The organism is Paenibacillus sp. JGP012 (genome assembly GCF_014203995.1).
GTDB classification, from domain to species: Bacteria; Bacillota; Bacilli; order Paenibacillales; family Paenibacillaceae; genus Paenibacillus; species Paenibacillus silvae.
Genome location: NZ_JACHKG010000014.1, coordinates 125,102 through 148,173, shown reverse-complemented (window position 1 = coordinate 148,173; position 23,072 = coordinate 125,102). Strand labels below are relative to the sequence as shown.

Genomic DNA, 23,072 nt, shown 5'->3' with positions numbered 1-23,072 from the left:
AAATCATATCCCCGGTGGCGCTCCATTCCTCAAACATGATGGATATCCTTCGTTCACTATATGCTTTTCAAATATTTCATGTTTAATGTGCTGCTGAAGCGGTTGAAACAGATGCAACGGGCGAGCTCGTGATACGTTCCGACAGGTGCTTTTCCATTTTGGCTACCTCTGTCCCGGCCAGCATCATAATCCCAATGCCGTGGTTATCATTGGTCACTGTACGCAAGTCCTGATCGTAATACTCGGCTGTAAATGCATATCTTGATCCGCTGCATACACCGTGAACATTGCCTTGACGGTCAATTGCGCTGCATACGAGTCCCTTCCAGGCCCGCTGAGCAGCCGCGACATAGGCTGCCGGGTCCTTGAACCAGCCGAAACGCACTCCACGCGCAAAACCATAAGCAAACATGGCTGTGCAGGAAGCTTCCAGATATGTCTGTGGATTGTTCAGCACCTGATGCCAGAGTCCGCTCTCGCTCTGCAGGGCTGCATAACCTTCACATAGTTCATTGAAAAAGGCAATAAGAGCGGGACGCTCAGGATGTTCTTCCGGCAGAGCCTCCAACACTTCTGTCAGGGAGAACAGCGTCCATCCGTTACCGCGGCCCCAAGGAATCTGTGTTGCCTGTTCATATTTGAAATCATACACATGAGACATAATCTTGTATTCTGGCATGAACAGATATTTCCGGTACAATGTAAACTGTTTCGCTGCTTCATCGAGCGCTTCGGACTTCCCTGTCACACGTGCATACCGCACGAGGAATGGGGTGCTCATATATAGATCGTCTGCCCACATGGTGTTCTCCGCATATTCTCCGGCACATATACGATAGAATGCCCCATCCGGTCTGCGCTCCAGGCGGGAAAGCATGAAATCTGCGATGCGATCAGCAATCGGCAGGAAGGTTGGTTCCTTGCATTCGGTATATGACTCCAGCATCGCCGAGCCAAAGGAACCGCAGTTGTCCAGCATCTTCAGCATAATCAGCTGCTGATTGATTGCCGGGAAGCCATATTGCTCACGATCCCACAGCGAATATTCATACATCCGGGTGCAAGCCTGCACGTGCTCAGCTGCATAACGTGTAATATCCGGTCTTTGCAAATAACGTCCAGCTTGAAGCAATCCATAAACGGTAACACCCAGCGGATAATCCCAGCGACCATAGTTGGTCACACTGCCCACTGTCCATTTATTGCTCAGCATCGCATTCTCATAGTAAGGTCGGATGAAGGTATCTGGCCGATCCAGCCGCCAGTATGTCCGTGCCGATCCTACAACGGCGCTTCTCTCTTCTTCCCCTTGCTTCGCTGCACTTGTCTGGTACACACGATCCATACGCATTAAATCCGCAAGCTCGGGTTCCGCACCAGCCTCAAATGGGCCAGCATAGAGCCAGCTATCGCCTGACGCTCCCTGCACTCGGTGCGGAAGCTTGAGTTGAAGCGCTTCTGTCCCGGCGAATGCCTCCAGTTCGAACCCCCATGAGTCAGAGCCTGCTTGACATTCACTGCGAATGAGAAGATCACTCTGGCCAAATGCGGCTGTTACTTCCACTTCAAACGGTCCCGCTTCGTTGACTTCTGCAACCGATTGACCATCAAGCCATATGCGCATGGAGCCCTGAGATTGTCCGGTTAACCGAAGAGGACGTCCAGTTGCATCGCGATTGTCCAGATGTGTCCATGCATAAGCATGTCTTCCAGGGAGCAGCCCATAGATTCGTTCCAGAGCAGGTTTATTCTGCCCGGATGCAGACCACTGAACCTCTGGCAGCCATTTCAAATCATTCTCTTCCTGGCCTGCGAGCAGGTTCGGCTGCGTACGTGCGGATGACACAGGCTTGGAGAAGACCCAGCCCGCATGCCCTGAACGCTCCTGAAAAGGCGCCAGCACATTCAAAATCCGCACTTTGCCTTCATCAGAACCGAACTGGCATCCAAAACCTGCAGGTGTATTTTTCATCTCCAGCCATACCGTATTCCAGCCAGGCTGAATGTCGATTCCCAACTTCACCGTTGCATCTGGTGTAATCTCATCGATAACCGTTGAACGGTAGATTAACTCATTGTTGAAATAGAAGCGTACCGGCCCATAGCAGCGTACCAGCACATCCAGATTACGCTTCTCATCCCCCCAGACCAGTGCAGCGGCGTAGGAAATGTGATCCTTGGGCGCATCAGGAAAGCGTTTACTCATATTCAGATCATAAAGCCCTTTGTCATTTTGCAAAATGCCCGACTGCTGAAACACGCGGTATACGAAATCAGCCTGTGCATTGGAACCGATATATCTCTCTGCGAGCACCTTCAAAACCTGCTCCTGATCTTCTCCGAATCGATAATACATGCTCTGCGGTTCACTGAAATATGTTGTCATGAATGCCACATCCCTCTCATGTTGGAATACACTTTTAATTTTCAAATCACGCCTGTATGCAGGACGAGAATCTATTTTCTCGATAAGTAGATATAGCGCTTAACCTTCGTAGAACTTTCCCTTGGACGGGAAGGTAGTCGCTTTACTTTTAATGAACACCTCTGAATGAATATCCTTAGTATAACTGACATGGCTCATGGTGGCTACAGATTTTTGTTTGCGCTTACACTGTAATCTGTCATTTACCTAACCGTTACAAGATTATAGTCATAATTTTACAATATTTGTTTAATCATTTCTGGGAACATGACCGATAAATATATCATATAACTCCAGATTATCCCATCTCATTTTGGAAGGACAGATTGATATTGAATACACTTGAAGCTCTGGTCCACGCAATGCCGTTTGTCAGTCAAATGTTCCGTGATGATATCTCCATCTCTATTAATGATCATGAAAAGGTATTATATTTCTCCGAAGCCAAAAGTCTGGATATCGGTGTAAAATCCGGAGACGAGCTGCATGATGACTATAAGGATTTCAAGATGCTGACGAACAAAGACTCGCGTACCATCGTGCGCATGCCGGGTGATCTCCAGGGTAGACCCTTTGATTCCATCCTTATTCCTGTGAAGCAGAACGGGCAAGTTGTCGGTATTCTCGGGGTTAACTACGCTCTTGATAATCACCTGAAACTGGAAACTTTAATCAGCGAAAATGAAACAACCATCAACGCTCTCGTTGGAGGCATTCAACAAATCGCAGCTCATTCAGAGCAGCTGTCGGCAACCTCGGAGGAAATTTTGCGAAATTCGAAGAAGGCTTCCGAGAACTCTGTGAACGTCACCAAAGTAACCAATGTCATTCGCGAGGTATCCGAGCAGACGAATCTGCTTGGCTTGAATGCCATGATCGAGGCCGCTCGTGTCGGGGAGCAAGGAGCCGGATTCGGCATAGTTGCCAGTGAAGTTCGCAAGCTCTCCGACCATACGAAGCAAGCTGCGTCAGATATCGAAACCTCGCTGGGAAGCGTGCAGGATTCCATGAAACATATGGAGCAGGAGATTGCACAAATATCAACAGCCACGGTGGATCAGGCCAAGCTTGTAACCGAATTTATGCAGAGTATAGAACAATTGGGCGAGACCAGTGCCAGCCTGAAAACCTTTGTACAGCAAATGCTGGCACTCGAGTAATTTCATCTAATGTTCCAGTAACTTCATTTCATGCTCCAGTAATTCCGTTTAATGCTTCATTAATTCTGTTCAATTAAGAACGTCCATACTAGCCATCACGATATACATAACATATGAATTCAATACAAAATGAAGAAACCTCTGTTCGTTTTCTCTGGCAAGAAAATGAACAGAGGTTTCTTACGTTGAAGCAAAATTAGCAGCTCTCAAGTCAGCATGTCAGAATGAGAACTTTGTCCAGTTATGAACATCAGATTTCAACTGCAACTCCGAAGTGATCCGACACGACAGGGCCGTTCTTGCCATCAAGCACCACTGTGGAAGACTGAGCCTGTATCGGACGATTCGAGAAAATATAATCAATCCGCAACGGTCGCTCATTGTTGGCCCACCCGGCAATCGCTTTGACAACGGTGGCCCCATCATCCTTTTGCTTCGCTGTCGTATACAGATCGTTCCACCCATGCTGCATCATGTAGTCATAGCCCTCTCCGCGTATCTCTGCCACGTTGTTAAAATCGCCCATCAGATATAAGGGCTGATGCATGTAAGGTGCAAGCTTGCTCTCCGTCAAATCCCACTGGCCCTTAAAAGGTTCCTGCGCATCATCCCACCAATTGAAATGTCCATTAACAAACCATGCCGCTTCTCCGTGTACAACCGTCTCGATGCCTACGATTTTACGTGTGCGGTAATTGTTGTAGTCCCGAATGTGGGATACATACTCCCCAAACGAACGTGTAATTGGCGTCCGGCTTAGAATCGCCAGTCCTTCATCATAGGTTCGAAACCCGATGTGGGTTGGAACCCAGGTCCAATAATACGTCTCTGTCAACTGCTGCAGCAGGACATGGGCATAGTTATCTTTTTTAATCACAGCGTCCGCATCAGTGGGTACATACGTCTTTAACGCTTCCTCAGGCAACGCACTCTCCTCAATGGGCTGGTTAACCTCCTGCATGGAAATAACGTCGAACTGATGCTTATTGATAAAGTCAGCCAACTGGCTGATTTTGTTCCGTTGCTCTTCTTCTGCCCAGGCATGGACATTTAATGTAAGGATCTTCACGATGTCTCTCTCCTGCTCTAAAATAATCTGGCCACAGCTTCTGGCCGCCTTGCTCTCTGCATTGCTCTCAAAAGGAATACATATGATAAGCATACACAATATGAACTATTCCTGCATATCTGCACGAGCAGCTCTGGAACTGATATGATAGAATCATTGATACTCTAGGCATGGACGTGGCACAAGTCACCCTTAGTTAACCCATGTTTACCCCAGGAGATGGAATGATGAATATACCTGACGAATGGAAAATGGATGATGCGCAGTGGCAGGCATTGATTTTTAAGGTGGCGGAGCTTTATAACAACCTGACGATCATGCGCGGATTCCAATATTATAAACAGAAACGTGTTGGACCATTACTCTTCAGTCACCGCCAGACAATGCCTCATAATAATGCGGCAATCTACGATCATACTCAGAATTTCACTCTGGATTTTACTCAGGCAGACTCTAATGAATCCGGGACGATTACTGCCGAGGTACAGGGTACGGAAGCTTATACGGTTGTGCTGTACATGGAAGCCTTGTCGACCAGCCGCTGCACCTGTCCTGTTAACACGCCGTGCAAACATATGGCTGCCGTACTGATGAGTTATGCCGAGCAGCAGGGGCGCCCTGTCCCTGCACTTGTGAATGCACATGCAACTACCTCCTTGAAGCAAGCTGCTAAATCCGTGGTCACTGCCTCCTCCGGGAGAGCATACAGCTTTGACAGTACCTCGGATCACGGGCAGACCTTCGAAGACAATAACGCTGTGGACGGACGCCAGTACAGCGAGATCAGGGAGCAAGCAGCAGCATTGGCCGGCATGAGCATACCGGAATGGCATGAGCTGTTTCGTGACAGCCTCCGGCGGCTGGGAACAGGTACAGCCACTACAGCTTACATTCAGGAGGCTTCCGATGAGCTGTATGCCATCAAGCCCAAGCTACCTGCTGCCATGGAGCAGCTGTTTGAGATGCATGTGCTGCTCTACCTTATGCGATACTGTATCCCGCCTGCACGTAATTCCATCACAAATACACCTGTGTATTTAAGTTACCCGGCCCAGCTGGCCGTGGATGCACTCCAGAAGAGACTTGAATCCCTGCTGCTCCAGCCGCTTGACTGTTCTGGTCTTCAGGGTTTGACACTTGAGCAGTTCTGGGCAAGGCTGGTTGAGACCGCAGGTTATTTGCGGACAGAAATGCTGCCCGAGACGGCAAACATGATGTTTTTTACGCCAGTATATACCAAGCTATGGCTGAACTGGATTGTAACACAGCCTCAGGGAAATGCAGATCTGCTGCAGACAGAACTGGCTACCCTGGATCGCATTGAGCAGGATGCTGTGCAGCAGGCGAAGGAGCAGGAGCTTAACCGGCAGAGACCGGTCAAAAAAGTCATTCTTCAGCTGCCGCTTGTTCTGGCTCAAGGCTGGATGCACTACCATCTGAAGCAGGATACAGCTGCATGGCAAAAGCTTGTCCATGGCAGCACTGCGTACGGCGTACCTCCTGAGCAGCTGCTATATTTCCTGCATACACTGGTCGATGCAGCTGAATGGACACGTCTAGCCGCATGGCTGGTGCAGCTAGGCCCTATGCTGACCAATCGGAGCAACACGCCGTTGCAGGACTACATGCAGCTGTGGGATTTAACCATCCAGCATGTGCCGGAATCAGAGCATCGCATGTGGGACACGCTTGTCAGCATGCTCCCTCACTCTCGCCCTGCCTACGAAGAGGCTATGCATTCACGCGGACAATGGCGCAGGTGGATTGATTTTCAGCTGAGTACAGGTACGGAGCCGCTTGAATTTCGCGTTGCTGTACTGCAGCCGATCGAGAAGGAAGCACCTGAATTGCTGCTTCCGTTCTATCATCAGGCGGTGGAGCGATATATTGGACATAAAAACAGGGATGGTTACAAAGCAGCAGTCAAGCTGCTGAAACGACTGTCCAAGATCTATAAAAAATTGAAGCATGATGAGCAGTGGGAGCACTTCATCACTACCCTCTCTGTCCGCAACAGCAGGTTACGCGCCCTGCAGGAGGAGCTTCGGAAAGGTAAGCTGATTCCATGAGTCTATTACATCCGTATACAGAAACAATCGAGGTACATGTTGCGTTGACCGGATATGGCGACGCCTTGTTCTATGGTGCCCTGAATACACATCACTTTGTCTCCGGCCAGTCGCTGAAGCAGCGTCTCTTCGCCTGGCATGTTCCATCCTTCTACGGTACGGAGCTGGAAATTCGCCAGGTTGAAGAAGTTGAGCTGGTCGTACTGCCCGCGGAAGAAGTCATTCCATTCTTCGCTTCAATGAACACCCTGACTCATATCGAGTGGAAATGGGACGAGCAGGCAGCGTATCTGATTCAGCTGTCACCCATGCTTGCTTTCTCTATCGAGAACCGCAAATATGTTCCCAGCTTCGAGGCCTACCGCGCTGGTCAGCTGCAATGGAGCTGGGACTCTGACAGCCTGAAAAAGCAGGACCTCGCCGTACTGCATGAAGCGTTCCGGCATACGGACGAGAGCTATGCCGAAGGGCTCGGCGCTGCCTACTCTGCCGCTGTATTCCAGCAATGGTACAGCACCGAAGAAGCAGCCGCCGATCTGCGGCGCGAGTTCCCGCAGCTCTTTCCCGAGCGCGGGATGATTCCGCGCACGGCAGGTCTTGATGCCCGGTCATGGCTGGTATCCATCGGCTGGAAGGCCGATGCCGCACCATTCCGGCCGATGCTGCAGCTGCAGGAGCCAGATGAGGACAACACATCCTGGCGCCTGCGCCTGGTGCTTCAGAACAAGCTGGACGCTGCCGGGCTCGTGCCCGTTATGCTTGATTCACGCGGACGACTGGAAGGCGAGTGGCCTGAAGCGTGGACGCCGTTCATTCTGGATCGTGCAGCGGGCTGGCTGGAGCAATTGCGCGCTCAGCTGCCGCGTCTTGGAAGCTCCATCAGCGGCAGACGTGATGTGCTGGGTGATCCGCTGGATGACAGGCAGGCCTGGCAGTTCCTGACTCAGGAGAGCGGCCGCTTGCTGGCAGCAGGCTGGCAAGTGCTTCTGCCAGGCTGGTGGGAAGCAGCCCGCAGAAAAAAACCTAAGCTGCGTGCCAAGGTGAAACCGGAGGAAGGCAGCGAGCGTGGACAGTCCTTCTTCGGACTGGACTCCATTATTCATTTTGACTGGCGCATCGCAATTGGAGATACCGATCTTAGTGAAGAGGAATTTGCCGACCTGGTGGCCCGCAACGAGCGACTGGTTCGCTTTCGCGGCGAATGGATACCGCTCGATCCCGAACTGCTGGAACAGATCAAACGAGCGATGGGCGGTGTGGATCGGGAGCAGGGGCTCTCGTTTCAAGATATTCTGCACCTGCACCTGCTTCACAATGAGCAGCGGGAATATGCCAAGCAGAAGTGGAAGGAAGGTCAGCAGACCGAAGAAGAGCAGCCGCAAGCTCAGACCAGCGAGAGTGTCCGGCTTGAAGTGGAGTTAAACGAGCACCTGAATCGGGTCATTGCCCAGCTCGGAGGCGGCCAAGGTGGCGCTCCCTCTCTTCCTGTTCCGGGAGGACTTCATGCAGAGCTGCGTTCCTATCAGAAGGAGGGCTTTGCCTGGCTTGGATTTCTGCGCAGATTTGGTCTGGGAGCTTGTCTTGCTGACGATATGGGGCTTGGTAAAACCATTCAGTTTATTACGTATTTACTGCACATCAAGGAGCATGAGCCACGTTTGCCCGGACAAGCCCCGGCACTTCTCATCTGCCCCACCTCTGTGCTGGGTAACTGGCAGAAGGAGATCAGCCGCTTCGCTCCCTCCATTCGGGTGAGCCTTCATTATGGCGCACGGCGGTTAAGCGGGGAGGAATTTCAGGCGCAGGCTGAGCAGTCGGATATTATAATTACCTCATATGCCACAGCGACACTGGATCAGGAGCTGCTCGAAAACTACACCTGGTCTGCGATCTGTCTGGATGAAGCGCAGAATATCAAAAACGCACAGACCAAACAATCCATGGCCGTGCGCAGCTTCCCGGCGAGACATCGCATAGCACTCACGGGTACGCCGATTGAGAACCGATTAGCCGAGCTGTGGTCCATCTATGACTTCATCAATCCAGGGTATCTCGGCAGCGCTCGCGCGTTCCAGACTCGCTTCATCAGCGCCATTGAGAAGGATAAGGATGAGCAGCGCATGCAGGATCTGCAGCAGCTCGTGAAACCCTTCATGCTTCGCCGTAAGAAAAAGGACCCGAATATCCAGCTTGATCTGCCTGACAAAAATGAAATGAAAACTTATATTCACCTCACAGGTGAACAAAGCGCATTATATGATCAAACCGTGCAGGCACTGATGGATAAAATGAAGGAACTTGAAGGCATCAAGCGGAAAGGCGCGATTCTATCCGCCTTAACCCAGTTGAAGCAGCTGTGTGACCATCCGCTGCTGCTGACCAAGGAAACGCTGCCAGAGGAACTTGCAGATGAGGGCTCGGCTGGCTCGGCTTATGACGTGTACAGCCCGCAGGATATGGCGATGCTGATCAGCCGTTCCGCCAAGCTGGAGCGCTTGATGGAGCTTGTCCGTGAGCTGCGTGATGAGGGCGAGCGTTGCCTTATTTTCACACAATATATCGGTATGGGGCAGATGCTTCAGCAAGTGCTGCGGCAGGAATTGCAGGAGCCTGTATTGTATCTGCATGGAGGCACATCGAAGACCGCACGGGACCGTATGATTGAGGAATTCCAGTCTCGCAGTCTGCCTGCGGACAAACAACCCTCGGTCTTCATTCTGTCGATTAAAGCTGGCGGTGTGGGGCTGAATCTGACGGCGGCCAATCACGTCTTCCACTTCGACCGCTGGTGGAACCCCGCGGTAGAGAATCAGGCGACAGACCGGGCTTATCGGATGGGCCAGACCAAGGATGTGCAGGTGCACAAGTTCATCTCTCTCGGCACATTGGAAGAACGAATCGACGAGATGCTGGAGAGCAAGCAGCAGCTAAGCGACAACATCATTACCAGTTCCGAGAACTGGATTACAGAGCTGTCTACGGATGAGTTGAAGGACCTGTTCACCCGGCGCAGAGACTGGTCTGGTTAAATTTTATTCTTTTTAAAAAAAGAGCGAAGCTTGGGAAGGTTAGTCCCGGCTTCGCTCTTTTCATTTCATGCCGTTATGTTATGAACCTGTAAACGATCGGGCAACCTTGAAAGGCTGCGCAGCAATCGCTTAACGCATGTTGCCAATGATGGAGGATCTGGAGTCTTGCATTTTTTTAATGAAATTTGTCATGAGATCAAAAGCTTCATTCCGTTTGTTAGACAGGGATTGCAAACGAAGCATATCCATTTGTTGCGAATTGCTGAGGGCATCAATCTGCCCTTTCAGTGACTGCACCGCTACTTGATCCCCTCTTTGCTGCGCCGCTTGCAATTGTGCATTCAGCTCTGCAATTTGCTGATTGCGCTGCTGAACCACTTGAATCTGTGATTGCAGCTGGGATTCCAGCAATTTGCTGCGCTCCTGCTGAACCATCATCAATGCCGTTTCAATATCCATTGAAGAAATGTCTACATTGGATAACGAAGATATCGGTTGAATCGCATAACTGCTTGCTGCAGATGCCGAAGTAACAACCGATACAGCTGCAATTGCGGCAACAGCTGTTGAAGACAGAAGCTTGATTGACTTTTTCATAGAATAGACCTCCCGACATATGTAGAAAGATATCTGGTGAAGATTGACATCATTCGACATGATTATACCAGAGGAACTAGGACTTTGAATCTATTATTTTAAATTTTAGTTAAACTCAAGCTACTCGTATTTTATTAAATTAAATAGGCTCTGTTTCAAATCATGTGAAAAAGTTTACTTTGAACTATACTCATGTTATATTTATACCAATTAAGTTTTACGCAATTTAATTTTGTTTGTATGTAGAATATAAACAATGCAAAATATACAGGAGGTTTTACCGTGAAAAAAATACTAGTTGTTTTGACGAATGTCGATAAGTATGCAACCAAGGATGAGCCTACTGGTCTGTGGCTGAGTGAAGCGACTCATTTCATTGAAGAGTTCGACCATAACGAGAATGTACAGATTGATCTGGTCAGCCCGAATGGCGGCAACGTGCCGCTTGATCCAAAAAGCTTGGGCGATTCTCTGGACGCAAGCACCAAAGCTTATTACGAGAACGAATCCTTCATGAACAAGTTGAAAAATACGCTAAAACCGAGCGAAGTTAGCGCAAGCGACTATGACGCCATCTACTTCACGGGTGGACACGGTACGATGTGGGATTTCCCGGACAATGTGGAACTTCAAGAGCTTTCTCGTGAAATCTATGAAAAAGGTGGCGTTGTATCCGGCGTGTGCCACGGGGTTACAGCCCTGCTGAATGTGAAGTTGTCCAACGGCCTGCTTTTGATCAACGACAAAACGGTTTCCGGCTTCACGAATGAAGAGGAAGCATTGGCTCAACAAACCGAGTATGTTCCTTTCCTGCTGGAAGATGCTTTGAGAGAACGCGCTGCACAATACAATAAAGCTGCTGCATTCAGCTCTTATGTCACAACTGATGGCCGCTTAGTCACAGGACAGAATCCTCAATCCAGCAAAGCGGTAGCTGAAAGTGTTAAACTGTTGCTGGGTCTGTAAAATAAACCGATTCATTCCTCTCCTCCCCCAGGAGATCATATAGATGTACAAAGCAAAAGCAGCATGTGATCCGTCATGACCTGACAGAACACATGCTGCTTTTTTAATGATTTGCTTGTGTCCAAGCTTCCGTCGCTGTTCCTCTAGCCAGTCGCTTCACGATATAAGGCACGGTCACCGATGTCAGGATCACGGCAAACGCAATCTGAGCGATGGCTGTGTCCACATAGGGCGCATATGCCGGATTGAACCCAGCAGCCATCGATGGCACGACCATAGAGAGTCCAGCAACCGAACATGTCGCTGCCGCTGCATAACCGGGCCGCCTTAATATCGTACGATCAATTCCAATGAGCGGCAGCATGCAGATCAGCAAAAATAATACCGTGACCAGCAAGCCGGACAGACTGGACTGAAATGCGATACGCAGATCAATATTGGACCCAAAGCTTGTACCCAGGAAAGGCAGCAGAATCAGTGTTCCCGGAGCGAACATCTTCTGAATGTTGCTGTCCAGATTGCCAAGCAATATGCCGATGAAGAAAGGCACCAGGGTAGCAAGGACACTGAGTAATCGATACCGACACCGCTTGCCGAATTCAATATCATGACCGGAATAACCGGAACGGCAATCAGGTTCAGAATGCCAAACGCAGCACGATCCACATCATCTCCGTACGTATTCATCAAGGCCAGATATAATCCCGGATTACAACTGGTCAGTACAGCAATGAAAGCTACCGCCGAAACTCCCCCGACCCCACTAATGCCAAAAAAGTGTACAAATGCCCAGCCGAACAGGCTGCTGATGAGAATACGTGAAATACAGAGTACTCCTGCTCTCTTCAAGGTCACCAGAAGCTGTGACAGATTGAGCTGTGTACCGGACAGGAGCAAAATCATGCCAATTAGCACCATGGTACCTTTCGATGTGAATAGTGCTGTCGTTGGATCTCCGATTTGAAAAAACGATGGAAACACCGTGTTGATGACCGCGGCGGCAAGCATGGGAACAATCAGCAAGCCGCCAGGGATTTTTTTGATACGGCCCAGAATATTCATGACCTGTTACAGTTCTGCTCCGTTGGTACGGATCACATTCTGATACCAGAAGAACGAATCCTTCCGATATCTTTTCAGCGTACCATTGCCATAGTCATCCTGATCCACATAGATAAACCCGTACCGTTTGCTCATCTCGGAAGTCCCTGAACTGATCATGTCGATCGGCCCCCACATCGTGTAACCCAACACTTCGACCCCATCCGCAATGGCGAGCCCCATCTGTTCAATATGTTTGCTCAGGAAATCAATCCGGTAGGGATCGTTGATCGTTCCGTCCTCATTCAGCTTGTCGTAGAAGCCTGAGCTGTTCTCCAGAATGAAGACTGGTTTTTGATACCGATCATAGACGAGATTCAACGTATACCGCAGGCCAATGGGATCAATCTGCCACCCCCACTCGTTTGCAGGCAAATGCGGGTTTTTGTAGACACTGTGTACATTCCCGGCTGTTAATTCAAGTTGTTCGGTATCACTACTGGATATCATGGAGTTGTAATACGACATCCCCACGAAGTCAGCCGTATGTGCGCTAATGCTATCCAGATCGCCATCCTCGATGTTCAACTGAATCTCCTTGTTTTTGAAATACGTTTTACTATAGTAAGGGTACTCGCCTTTATTGAGCACATCCAGGTAGAATTGATTTTTCATCTGATCATCCTGCTGCATCTGAAGTGCATCCTCCGGCTTGCATGTGTACGGGTACGTTGTAAAATAAGCCACCATACTTCCGATCTGATTATTCGGATCAATCTCATGAGCCATCTTGGTTGCTCTGGACGCAGCTACAAATTGATGATGCAACCCTTGGAATAACATTTCCTCATAATTCGGCGCATCGTAATCAATGATTCCCAGCGTCTTGGCCGATGCTTTCACGCTCATATTAATCTCGTTGAACGTCACCCAATATTTCACTTTGCCCTTGTAGCGATTGAACAGCACATCACAATATTTCACATACAGATCGATCAGCTTGCGGTTGTACCATCCTCCGAACTTGTCCATCAGTACAATCGGTGTATCAAAGTGGCTAATGGTGATCAGGGGCTCCATACCCTGTTTTAGACATTCATCAATAACCTGATCATAAAACTCTAGTGCCTTTTCATTCGGAGCGGCATCGTCGCCACCTGGAAATACTCTGGCCCATGAAATGGAATAACGGAATACTTTGAAACCCATCTCGGCGAATAATGCGATATCCTCACGGAAGTTATGATAGAAATCGATCCCCCGCCGCTTCGGATATTTCACAGTATCCGGGTCATTCCTGGCCTCTTCAATCATCTCCCAATTTACCCTGATCTGCTTGGTCACCTTGCGGTCGTTCTTCTCGTTAAACTTCATCACTTCGGGAATGGTTAGACTCTTGCCATCCACATTATAAGCTCCCTCTGCCTGACAGGCGGATAGTGCACCGCCCCACAAAAAACCTTTTGGAAAATGGGGATTCGTCATTTTAGTTTCCTCCTGTTATTACCTGTTATTAAGGTCTTATTTAAAACATCTATATAAGTTGAACTAATCATTTACACGACTACGGAGAGGACAGAAAAAACCTGAAAAAGCGAAGCTAAAAGCTTTCTGGAAGAAAGCTGCATCGGAAGCATACGCTTCGCCTTTATCACCGGATTTTCCCTTCAAGAAAGGGAATCGAAAAAATCTGGGGATAACCGCTACTCTCCAGGTTATTCTGTCATCGTAGTGTCAGTGAAAACCATCTTTAGTTCAACTTATATAGCTTGTAATTCGTAGCTTAATCAATGAAAAGACGAGCAGTTCTTACGGAATTAACTTGATCATTGCTTCGCTCTCCCGAATTGGGCCGTTGGACGCTGTGGTCAGTACGTCTCCGTACTGTTGCATGTTGGTAACAACAATGGATGTAATGGTGTTATATCCTGCTGACGTAATGCCTTCTGGATCAAACTCCACTAATAAATCGCCAGCCTTGATGGTCTGTCCCTGTTCGATGTGTGCGTTAAAATATTTCCCTTTCAAGCTAACGGTATCGACACCGATATGGATCAGGATCTCAACACCATTCGCGGCTTTCAATCCGATAGCATGTTTAGTACGATAAAGAGCCTCGACTACTCCATCAAATGGAGCATATACCTTGCCCTCTGTTGGAACAATTGCAATACCTTTACCCATCAACTCTTGAGCAAATGCCTGATCTTCCACTTCAGAGATCGGTTTGATCTCCCCTGTCATCGGACTAACGATAAGCATGTCAGAAGATGTGGATGTCAGTGATGCTGCTGACTCTGAAGTTACCTCTGTGGCAGCGGATGTTGGATTTTCATTAACTCTATCAGTAGCTTGCTGTTTCGATTTACTTCCTTCTGTATCTTCCTTGATGCCTGCTAGCAGCGTAAAGACAAAACCAAGTACAACTGCCGCAATACAGCCAATAACGATGTAGATATACCGATCGGCTGTATAAGTCCCCAAAGAGAGTACACCTGGAAGTGAAATGGCAGTTGCTTTTGCATCAACCAAAGTATAAAAACCGCCTACCAGACCTGCGGCAGCACAGCCAGCAAAGAATGGTCGTTTGTATCTTAACGTAACACCGTAAATGGCAGGTTCGGTGATCCCGAACAATGCCGTCAAACCACTGGAGCCAGCTGCGGATTTCATTGTTTTATTCTTGGTGAGAAATAGTACACCGAATGCCGCTCCTGCCTGTGCCAAATTGGCAGCCAAAGAAGCTGGTAACAGCATGGTGGAACCTATAGTAGCAATCTGTTGAATCTGAATAGGCATAATTGCATAATGCATTCCAAACATAACCATGATCGGTTTGAAGAATCCAAGAATCGCACCTGCCAGAACACCAACCGTGCCGTATAAATAGTTAATACCATCCGTAAGCCAGTTACCAATATAAGAACCAATGGGTCCTAGAATGATAAGTTCAAGTGGAACCATTATAAACAGCACAATCATCGGTGTAATCAGGACTTGCAAAAATTTTGGGACTACCCGATTCACAACCGGATATACGTAACTCATAATCCATACGGCGAGGATGATGGGAATAACCGATGATGAATATTTCATCAACAGAATCGGCATACCCAGAAAGTCTATGCTTTTCACACCTGTTTCAGCAATTTTGGAGGCAGCCTCCAGAATAACGGGATGCATCAACCCTGCAGCAAGAGCAACAGCCAGATAAGGATTGGTTTTGAAGCGATTGGCAGCACTAACAGCCAGGAAGAACGGCATGAAATAGAAGATGCTATCGCCAATCATATTAATGATGCTCATGAACCCTGATCCTTCCAACCATCCAAGTGCAGCAATTACGGTGGCCACACATTTAATCATCCCGCAACCTATAAGTGCTGGCAGAACAGGCGTAAATATACCTGCGATGGTTTCGAGCACGACATTGACGGGGTTGCGTCTCTTTTTCGGTCCACTGTCTATAGAATCCGTAAGTTCGCCAATATGGTCAGAGGTCAGATTTTTCAATTCGCTATAGACTGCATCTACCTTAGCACCGATGACAACCTGAATCTGTCCTCCGGAATTTTGTGCCTTAAGCACGCCTTCAAGATGATCCAGCGATTTGAGATCTGCTTTGTTGTCATCCTTCAATACGAATCTCAAGCGGGTTGCACAGTGCGTCAGACCCGATATATTTTGCTCGCCACCAACGAGATCAAGTACGTTTTTAGCCAAGTCTTTGTTGTTCATGACCCTTCTCCTCTACATGAATAAATTGGATATATAAAAAATGACCAAGCCGGGGAATCGTCATTCCCTACGCTTGGTCATGCCTGATCGAATCAGTAACAGTCCAATATGGATTATTCGGTTAGTTCCTTCACCAATTTCATTCCGTTGGTTCGTTTGAGATTAATCGCTGGATATGCAGGATTAAATATAATTTTTCATCATCGGAACAGGTCCAGCCATAGTTGTTTTTCAGAAAGTCCGCAATCTTCTCCACACAAGCGAGTTCTTTCGGAAACTTCTCCTTCACCATCAGGAAAAGCGATTCATTCTCGTCTTTGAGCGATTTACCGCTCATCTGCCTCAGAATGAAATACCGGATATGTGTGGCAAAGCGCATAAAATGGATGGAATCTTCCTGAAAGTCAATTTTGAGCGCATACTTGATCACCGACAGGATCTCGCCCGTCACGGTGGTTACCTTCGTCGTATCACTCATCTCTCCAGAGCCCACCTGTGCATTGACAAAGTGCAGAGCAATCAGTGTTGTTTCGGCTGTCGGCAGAGCGATATCCGTTTTCTCCTGAATCAGCTTCAGCGCAGCCTCTCCCACCCGGGTCTCGTCCGGATAGAGTGTCCGCACTTCCCATTCCAGTGGGTTTTTGATACGGATGCCTTCCTTGGTTCGGGTTAATGCAAAACTGATATGGTCAGACAGGGTGAGAAGCAGATTCGGGTTAAATGTTTTATTCAGGATCTGACTGCCCAGCTTGATGACTTCCTCAGCGAGATAAATATCCTCAATCGGAATACTGTTCAGCAGATCATACATCCGAATGTTCTTCGGAGCTACGAATATTTTTTCCACCAAGTCCGTCTCCGTCAACTCATAGGGCGTCTTCAGAAATCCTACACCCTTACCTACGACAAATACCTCTTCGTTATGTTCATTAATAGCAATGGCTACATTATTGTTTACTTTCTTGATAACCTTCAATGTTCTCACCCCCCAACAAAAATAAAAAAAGACCGAAAGCGATTACAGTAAAGCAATCGAATTCGGTCATGCCTGGTTTCCCCAGTAACAGTCCGTGTTATGAATATAAGTTTATTATAGTGCTGTTTTCGAAAAAGTCAATCATCCAATCTTCAGGAAAAATCAACCATTCTTAGCATTGAAGGGATCGTAGAGAACCGATACGTCATATATAACTACGCTCTTTTTTAAAAATTATAAAAAGAAAATGTGACCATATGCCCTACCCGCCAGTCTAATTCATATCAAAACCAGCCAAGTGCTGACTTCATCCCTCCAATACGAAAGGAGCTGTTACCCATGGATTCAACCGATCTCGTTAACCAGGCCATCCAAGGAGATCGTGAAGCCTTTATCCGGCTTATTCGAGACATTGAGAACGCTTTGTACAATACAGCAAAATCCATGCTGCGAAAAGAGGAGGACGTGGCCGATGCCATTCAGGAGACCATTCTGAACGCATATAAATCGGTGCACACGCTCCGGGAACCCCGGTATTTCAAAACCTGGCTGTTTCGGATCCTCATCAATGAATGCAACACGATGCTTTCCCGCCGCTCTCTATCCACTGCTTATGCGGAGGTACCTTCAGAAAAGCGGGAGCATTCTAGTCCCTATGATGAGGTCGATATGCGAGAAGCGGTAGACCGTCTGGAGGAATCGAAACGAATTGTAGTCGTTTTGCATTATTTTGAGGACCTCTCCCTGCGTCAAGTCGCCGATGCGCTGAATATTTCCGAAAGTGCAGTGAAAATGAGACTTACTCGGGCAAGGCAGGAGTTATATCAGAAATTCAAAAATTTTCGGGAGGTAAACTTACATGTCAAACCCGTTTAATATCGAGCAGGAATTAAAGAACCAAGCGAAGGAGCGTCCTCTGATGTCTGAACTCGTTCGTAACCGGATTGATGCCACACTGGATTCTCTGCCGGCGTCCCCAAACACATTGAAAACCGAACAGACTTTGCGCTCCAGTCGCCGGAACAAGCGATGGCACAAGGCTGCAGCTGCGACAATCGCAGCCGGAGTATTGGGCGTGACCGTATTTGCATCCGGCTTTGTATCTCCGGCCATGGCTGCCTCCTTGCGCAATATCCCACTCGTAGGAAGCCTCTTCAGCTCAATCGAAGCCGATATGGGTCTGCGAACGGCGGGCAACGACGGCTTGACTACCCCTGTTAACAGTAAGGTCGCTTACCAAGATGTGAAGCTGGAGGTCCTTGAAACAGTTTATGATGGTACCCGTGCTGCATTTTTGGTTCATTTCACTGCGCCTAATCTGAATCAGGGTGAATATGACAATGGCAAGGACATCGTGAAACTGAGCAGTGGTATTGAGAATATCTTCTTCAAAGTCAACGGGTCCCTTGCGGATAGCGGACTGTTCTATAGTTCGGTAGGAGAAACGCAGCCAAATACACTGCTCTTTGAGCAGGTCATTTCCTCCGATCAGGGAACGGCACAATTGCCGGATCAGTTCGAGGCCAAGGTTCAATTGACGTTGCAGGGCATCGATCATGAGTTCGAGTTGACGGTTCCTTTTGCCAAATCAACAGAAAACATTCATCAGGTTCTGCCTAAAACGGTCATGACCAACGATCTGTATACGGCCGCTGTTACGGAAGCGGAGGTTACCCCTGTCACCACCCGCTTAACTACCGTGATTGGGTTGAACGATAAGAGTACACTTACGGCAAAAGAGCAAGAACAGCTGCGTCACATCGGATTCGCCGTCTATGATGATCAGGGGCGGCAGCTATCCGCTCTCAGCGGCGAAGGCCTATACGAGGGTTACCAACTGAAATCGGAACGCATATATGCCACAACTGCCAAGGATGTAAAATATCTGATAGTGAAACCTTTCAAGATCAAAGATGATTTTACGGAAGAGGTTAAAGACACTCAATTCATCAAGGGAATGGAAATGAAGATTCAGCTTCAATAGCCTGATCTCATTTCCTTGTGAAGGAGCCATCGCATGTCCATCCAATATTCAATCTCATCTCCCATCGTACTTGGTCCATTATTCGTTCTAATCCTGCTCGCCCTGATGCTCCATGCCAGGGTGAGCAAAACCAGGTATACGGTCAGACAGTATGTGTCGATGCTCGCATTTGTCATATATATGTTGGGCGTTATGCACTTTGTATTCTTCCCTATTGACGTGAACATCGGAATCTATGCCAATCAGACCCCATGGTATCAAAGCATTCAATGGATTCCGCTTCTAACTGCAGATGCACCAAGCTTTCTCCTCAACATTGTGCTGTTTATGCCACTGGGGTTCATGCTTCCTTTCATCAAGCCTTGGGTTTATTCGATACGAACAGCAGCATTCGCAGGATTGACCGTAAGTTTCCTCATCGAAATAACACAGTTGCTGCTCCGAGTAACCTTAGGCAACGGTCGCAGCACCGATCTGAACGATTTGATAGCCAATACAACAGGAAGTGTTCTTGGTTATGTCATCCTGGATATGTTCACAAAAAGTTCCATCGGACAGCGCCTGATGGCCCTATGGCAGTCACCACGGGGAGTATCATCCAAAGATATGCAGTAAAATGAATATGAACAAGCATAAAGCCCCCTGAAGGCAAAACATGGTCTGCTGCTTTAGATGAAAAAGTCTGCGAGCTGTGATACAATGAAGGAATTGTGTATTCGCAGACAGACATGCAGATTGAGCTCAAAACGTAAACATTTTGAGTACTCTTCATCTATTGATCATACTGCCACTTTAGGGAGGTTTATGGAACAACCATGCTCATTATTGGTATCGCCGGAGGAACTGGCTCCGGCAAAACAACGGTAGCCCGCTCCGTTATTGAACGTTTGGGATCAGGCAAAGTGACCTTCATATCCCAGGACAACTATTACAAGGACCAGTCAGACCTTACACCTGAGCAGCGTCGGCTTACAAACTATGATCACCCGTTTGCCTTTGATAATGACCTGCTGATTGAGCATCTTACTCTTTTGAAAAAAGGGCAAGCCGCTTATGCTCCTGTATATGACTTCACCATAGATAACCGTGCGGCAGGCGAAACAATCGAGCTTGCGCCCAACCACATTGTCATTGTAGAAGGTTTACATGTGCTTATTGATGAGCATCTCCGCACACTGCTTGATATCAAGGTTTTTGTGGATACCGACTCCGATGTACGGATTCTTCGCAGAGTACTGCGGGACATGGAAGAGCGTGGACGTACAATCCAATCCGTATACAAGCAGTATCTTGAAACGGTCAAACCGATGCATGATGCGTTTATTGAGCCGTCCAAAAAATATGCCGATATCATTATCCCCGAAGGCGGGCATAACGAAGTGGGTATTCAGATGCTGTCTATTCTTACCGAGAAGTATCTCACGGGAGAGAACTGGAACAGATCCTAATCGAAAGCATTGTCTTTCGTGGTAGCATCTCATCACTGCAATTCAAGGAAAATCCAGATTACGCTGTATCGTAATCTGGATTTTTGTTTTTTTCTAAAGAACTCTTCATTTATACTATATAGCATAGTTGGTTGAAAGGAGTTTTACCTTATGGCTACGTTTGAAGAGTTTATGCAGCATGACATTCGAGTAGGTACTGTGGTGGAGGCCGAAGCCTTCTCGAAGGCGCGTATTCCTGCAATTAAAATGAAAATTGATTTTGGGCCGCTTGGTCTTAAAAATTCCAGTGCTCAAATTACCCACCGCTACTCGCCGGACATGATGATTGGCAAACAGGTCGTTGCTGTCGTTAATTTTCCGCCGCGACGGATTGCGGGCTTCGTCTCTGAGGTACTTGTACTGGGTGGTGTGCCTGGCGAAGGAGACGTAGTCCTGCTTTCACCGGATCATCCCTTGCCCAATGGAACACCGATTGCCTGACTATATTTTTGAATTGGCGTAAAAAGTCTTTTCAAATGTTTGGAAATCGAGTATAATTTATGTATTGATGCATCAACTACATAAATTTTGTTTTGGACCTTAAAGCATAAGGCTGTGAATCTGCGGATTCATGGCCTTTTTTGTTGTTTTTTGAAGAGACACAGGGTCCTCAGCATTCATCTATTTATCCTGACAAGGGGGCGTTTCGGTGATAATTCGTGCCAATAGATTAGTAATACATGGTAGAATGTTAATTATTATTACAAATTTAGTGTGTATAAACCTAAACAGTACATAACAGCGTCAGCATCTTTTATCGAGAGGGGTAGGATTCATGAGAAGAAAGATCATTTCCAGTTTAACCGCATTTGCACTATTGACAGGAGGCATTGCAGGAATTGCAGGCACAGTGGGCTACAGTTCTGCAAAAGCCGCACAAGATGCAAGCAACTTCAAGGATGTACCCGCCTCCCACTGGGCATCGACAGCGATTTATTCAGCAGTAGAGCAGGGTTATTTCAAGGGATATACAGACGGCACGTTCAAACCAGGAGCTCCAGTGACCAAAGCAGAGATGGCCAGTATTTTAGCACGTTTGACTGATCAGCCGGAGCTGCAGACGCCTGAACCGAATAATTTCACGGATGTGCCCGAGTGGGCCAAGAGTAGCGTTTCCACGGCTATAGCAAAAGGTTTTATTCATCCTTCCAGCTACAAGGGTAAACTGGATGCTCAGGCTCCATTGAGTCGAGGTGAAATGGCTGACTGGCTGACACAAGGATTGAGCGTGGTGAATTCAGACTATGGACAGGCGCTCTCCGATGTCACCAACACGGTAATTCCTGCGAAGGAATATTTTACAGGCAAGCTGTCAGATTCACACAAAAATGCAGTTGCTGTCGCTCTCGGAACAGGACTCATGAGCGTTGCTAATGATAAAACCTTTGGTGTGGATCGTACCACAACCCGTGCCGAGGTTGCTGTATTGATCGCCCGGTACGCCTCCACTGCCCAAACGAAGCCATCAGATATTCAAGGTTTGAATGAACTGCGACAGGTAGGTTTGACGGGTACTAATCTGAGTGTAATCGCACCTAGGTATCAGAAACCCGGACCTGAAAAATTCTCAGAATCTTATGATTACAGCAAGATAACTGGCGATTTCTCAAAAATTCGGAATCAAGAGCTGGTTACTGTAACTAATTATGCAGATTTAAAGATAAAGAATTGGATTATTGTGAATCCATATGTGGAGGACGAAGCTCGTAGTATTTACTTTCCTATTTTTGTCGATGAAAAAAACAAACCTTTACGAGGAGCATATTACTCGTTTTCTGAATTTGAAATCAATATCAAGAAATCTATGAATCAGCTACAGGGTGGAAGCCTGATAAATTCACCTACCATTAACACTCTAACTTCACCAAGTACCAAAGCTTTTAAAGATTATGGAGCAAAACACATTGACGAATATCTTGGTCCAAAGGGAGTGTTTACCGTGAACAATCCAATTTATTGGGGGGCTGGTTTATTACATTTTGACAAGGAACTTAGACCAGGAATTTTCATTACTCTTAAGGATGGAACTATTTTTAGATTAATGCCCACTTACTAAACTGAAGTTAGAGGATGATATAATATGTTTTCAACATCCGTATCTAAAAAAATTTTAATTGTGGCAATTATTTTGATAATGCTTCCTTTTTCGACCTTTGTGGTTTTTGCAGCAGGGGGGCCAGGGACTAAACCAATATTAGAACCTACACGTTTCGAACCTTCTTCACCTGCCAAAATCCAAAAGAAAATAGTGCCTGTGGAAGGAAAAGGTTTCACAAACATTGGCATATATATCTATCAATTAGATAATATGCGCTGGAGAGTGGATGGGGAATGTAATGGTCAAACTCTAAGTAATAATCCCTCTACTAATAAACCTATTTCTTCAGTTGTCTGTATCGATTTATCATTAGAGGCTCCTAGTTACCAAGCTCAATTCTATATGGACAGAAATGATGAGACATACAGTATAAGTGATATTACTTCCTCTTCGCTTTCTCCAAAATATATGGACAATACAGCATATTACGAAG

The 23,072-nt window shown here is 47.3% G+C and carries 17 protein-coding genes and 1 pseudogene; 10 read left to right on the top strand and 8 right to left on the bottom strand.

Annotation, left to right across the window (positions count from 1 at the left end):
• Positions 1-82: 82 nt before the first annotated feature.
• Positions 83-2,386: a glycoside hydrolase family 88/105 protein gene (locus HNR77_RS17790; RefSeq protein ID WP_184187131.1), complete on the bottom strand. Its 2,304-nt coding sequence runs from the start codon at positions 2,384-2,386 to the stop codon at positions 83-85.
• A 371-nt stretch (positions 2,387-2,757) separates the two neighbouring features.
• On the opposite strand from HNR77_RS17790, the gene HNR77_RS17785 reads away from it, so the two are divergent.
• Positions 2,758-3,585 carry a methyl-accepting chemotaxis protein gene (locus tag HNR77_RS17785; RefSeq protein WP_184187128.1) on the top strand — a complete coding sequence of 276 codons (828 nt, stop codon included), beginning with the start codon at positions 2,758-2,760 and terminating at the stop codon, positions 3,583-3,585.
• Positions 3,586-3,835: 250 nt separating this feature from the next.
• Here HNR77_RS17785 and HNR77_RS17780 read toward each other — a convergent pair whose 3' ends face one another.
• Positions 3,836-4,654, bottom strand: coding sequence for an endonuclease/exonuclease/phosphatase family protein (locus HNR77_RS17780; RefSeq protein WP_184187125.1), 819 nt, complete (start codon positions 4,652-4,654; stop codon positions 3,836-3,838).
• Between the two features lie 227 nt (positions 4,655-4,881).
• Between HNR77_RS17780 and HNR77_RS17775 the strand changes: the two genes are divergently transcribed.
• Both HNR77_RS17775 and HNR77_RS17770 read left to right on the top strand, forming a co-directional pair.
• Complete coding sequence (locus HNR77_RS17775; RefSeq protein ID WP_184187122.1) at positions 4,882-6,723, top strand: SWIM zinc finger family protein; 1,842 nt, start codon at positions 4,882-4,884, stop codon at positions 6,721-6,723.
• On the top strand, positions 6,720-9,752 hold the full coding sequence (locus tag HNR77_RS17770) for a DEAD/DEAH box helicase (protein ID WP_184187119.1): 3,033 nt from the start codon (positions 6,720-6,722) through the stop codon (positions 9,750-9,752). Before HNR77_RS17775 ends, HNR77_RS17770 begins: the two co-directional genes overlap by 4 nt.
• A 129-nt stretch (positions 9,753-9,881) precedes the next feature.
• Here the strand turns inward: HNR77_RS17770 and HNR77_RS17765 are convergent, their stop codons facing one another.
• Positions 9,882-10,349 (bottom strand): hypothetical protein, encoded by a 468-nt coding sequence (locus HNR77_RS17765; RefSeq protein WP_221443897.1) that lies wholly within the window; start codon positions 10,347-10,349, stop codon positions 9,882-9,884.
• Positions 10,350-10,631: 282 nt separating this feature from the next.
• On the opposite strand from HNR77_RS17765, the gene HNR77_RS17760 reads away from it, so the two are divergent.
• The gene (locus HNR77_RS17760) at positions 10,632-11,315 is read left to right on the top strand and encodes a type 1 glutamine amidotransferase domain-containing protein (RefSeq protein ID WP_184187116.1); all 684 of its coding nucleotides are present in this window, start codon (positions 10,632-10,634) and stop codon (positions 11,313-11,315) included.
• Between the two features lie 103 nt (positions 11,316-11,418).
• On the opposite strand, the pseudogene HNR77_RS17755 reads toward HNR77_RS17760, so the two are convergent.
• From HNR77_RS17755 to HNR77_RS17740, 4 genes and pseudogenes are all read right to left on the bottom strand, one after another.
• Positions 11,419-12,323, bottom strand: a pseudogene (locus HNR77_RS17755) (2-keto-3-deoxygluconate permease).
• A gap of 60 nt (positions 12,324-12,383) precedes the next feature.
• A complete protein-coding gene (locus tag HNR77_RS17750; protein ID WP_184187114.1) occupies positions 12,384-13,841 on the bottom strand; it encodes a glycoside hydrolase family 1 protein in 1,458 nt (485 codons plus the stop codon).
• 324 nt (positions 13,842-14,165) lie between these two features.
• Positions 14,166-16,094, bottom strand: a complete 1,929-nt coding sequence (locus tag HNR77_RS17745) for a beta-glucoside-specific PTS transporter subunit IIABC (protein WP_184187111.1) — start codon at positions 16,092-16,094, stop codon at positions 14,166-14,168.
• A 139-nt stretch (positions 16,095-16,233) separates the two neighbouring features.
• Complete coding sequence (locus HNR77_RS17740; RefSeq protein WP_311768645.1) at positions 16,234-17,079, bottom strand: PRD domain-containing protein; 846 nt, start codon at positions 17,077-17,079, stop codon at positions 16,234-16,236.
• Positions 17,080-17,409: 330 nt separating this feature from the next.
• On the opposite strand from HNR77_RS17740, the gene HNR77_RS17735 reads away from it, so the two are divergent.
• From HNR77_RS17735 to HNR77_RS17710, 6 genes are all read left to right on the top strand, one after another.
• The gene (locus HNR77_RS17735; protein WP_184187105.1) at positions 17,410-17,946 is read left to right on the top strand and encodes a sigma-70 family RNA polymerase sigma factor; all 537 of its coding nucleotides are present in this window, start codon (positions 17,410-17,412) and stop codon (positions 17,944-17,946) included.
• Positions 17,930-19,054 (top strand): DUF4179 domain-containing protein, encoded by a 1,125-nt coding sequence (locus tag HNR77_RS17730; RefSeq protein WP_184187102.1) that lies wholly within the window; start codon positions 17,930-17,932, stop codon positions 19,052-19,054. Before HNR77_RS17735 ends, HNR77_RS17730 begins: the two co-directional genes overlap by 17 nt.
• A gap of 33 nt (positions 19,055-19,087) precedes the next feature.
• Positions 19,088-19,669 carry a VanZ family protein gene (locus tag HNR77_RS17725; protein WP_184187099.1) on the top strand — a complete coding sequence of 194 codons (582 nt, stop codon included), beginning with the start codon at positions 19,088-19,090 and terminating at the stop codon, positions 19,667-19,669.
• A gap of 200 nt (positions 19,670-19,869) precedes the next feature.
• Complete coding sequence (gene udk / locus HNR77_RS17720) at positions 19,870-20,502, top strand: uridine kinase (protein ID WP_184187096.1); 633 nt, start codon at positions 19,870-19,872, stop codon at positions 20,500-20,502.
• Positions 20,503-20,652: 150 nt separating this feature from the next.
• Positions 20,653-20,982 (top strand): chaperone CsaA, encoded by a 330-nt coding sequence (gene csaA, locus HNR77_RS17715; RefSeq protein ID WP_145405761.1) that lies wholly within the window; start codon positions 20,653-20,655, stop codon positions 20,980-20,982.
• 334 nt (positions 20,983-21,316) lie between these two features.
• The gene (locus HNR77_RS17710) at positions 21,317-22,597 is read left to right on the top strand and encodes an S-layer homology domain-containing protein (protein WP_184187093.1); all 1,281 of its coding nucleotides are present in this window, start codon (positions 21,317-21,319) and stop codon (positions 22,595-22,597) included.
• Here HNR77_RS17710 and HNR77_RS17705 read toward each other — a convergent pair.
• The gene (locus HNR77_RS17705; RefSeq protein ID WP_221443896.1) at positions 22,594-22,821 is read right to left on the bottom strand and encodes a hypothetical protein; all 228 of its coding nucleotides are present in this window, start codon (positions 22,819-22,821) and stop codon (positions 22,594-22,596) included. The two genes, HNR77_RS17710 and HNR77_RS17705, sit on opposite strands and share 4 nt — an antisense overlap.
• Positions 22,822-23,072 lie beyond the last annotated feature (251 nt).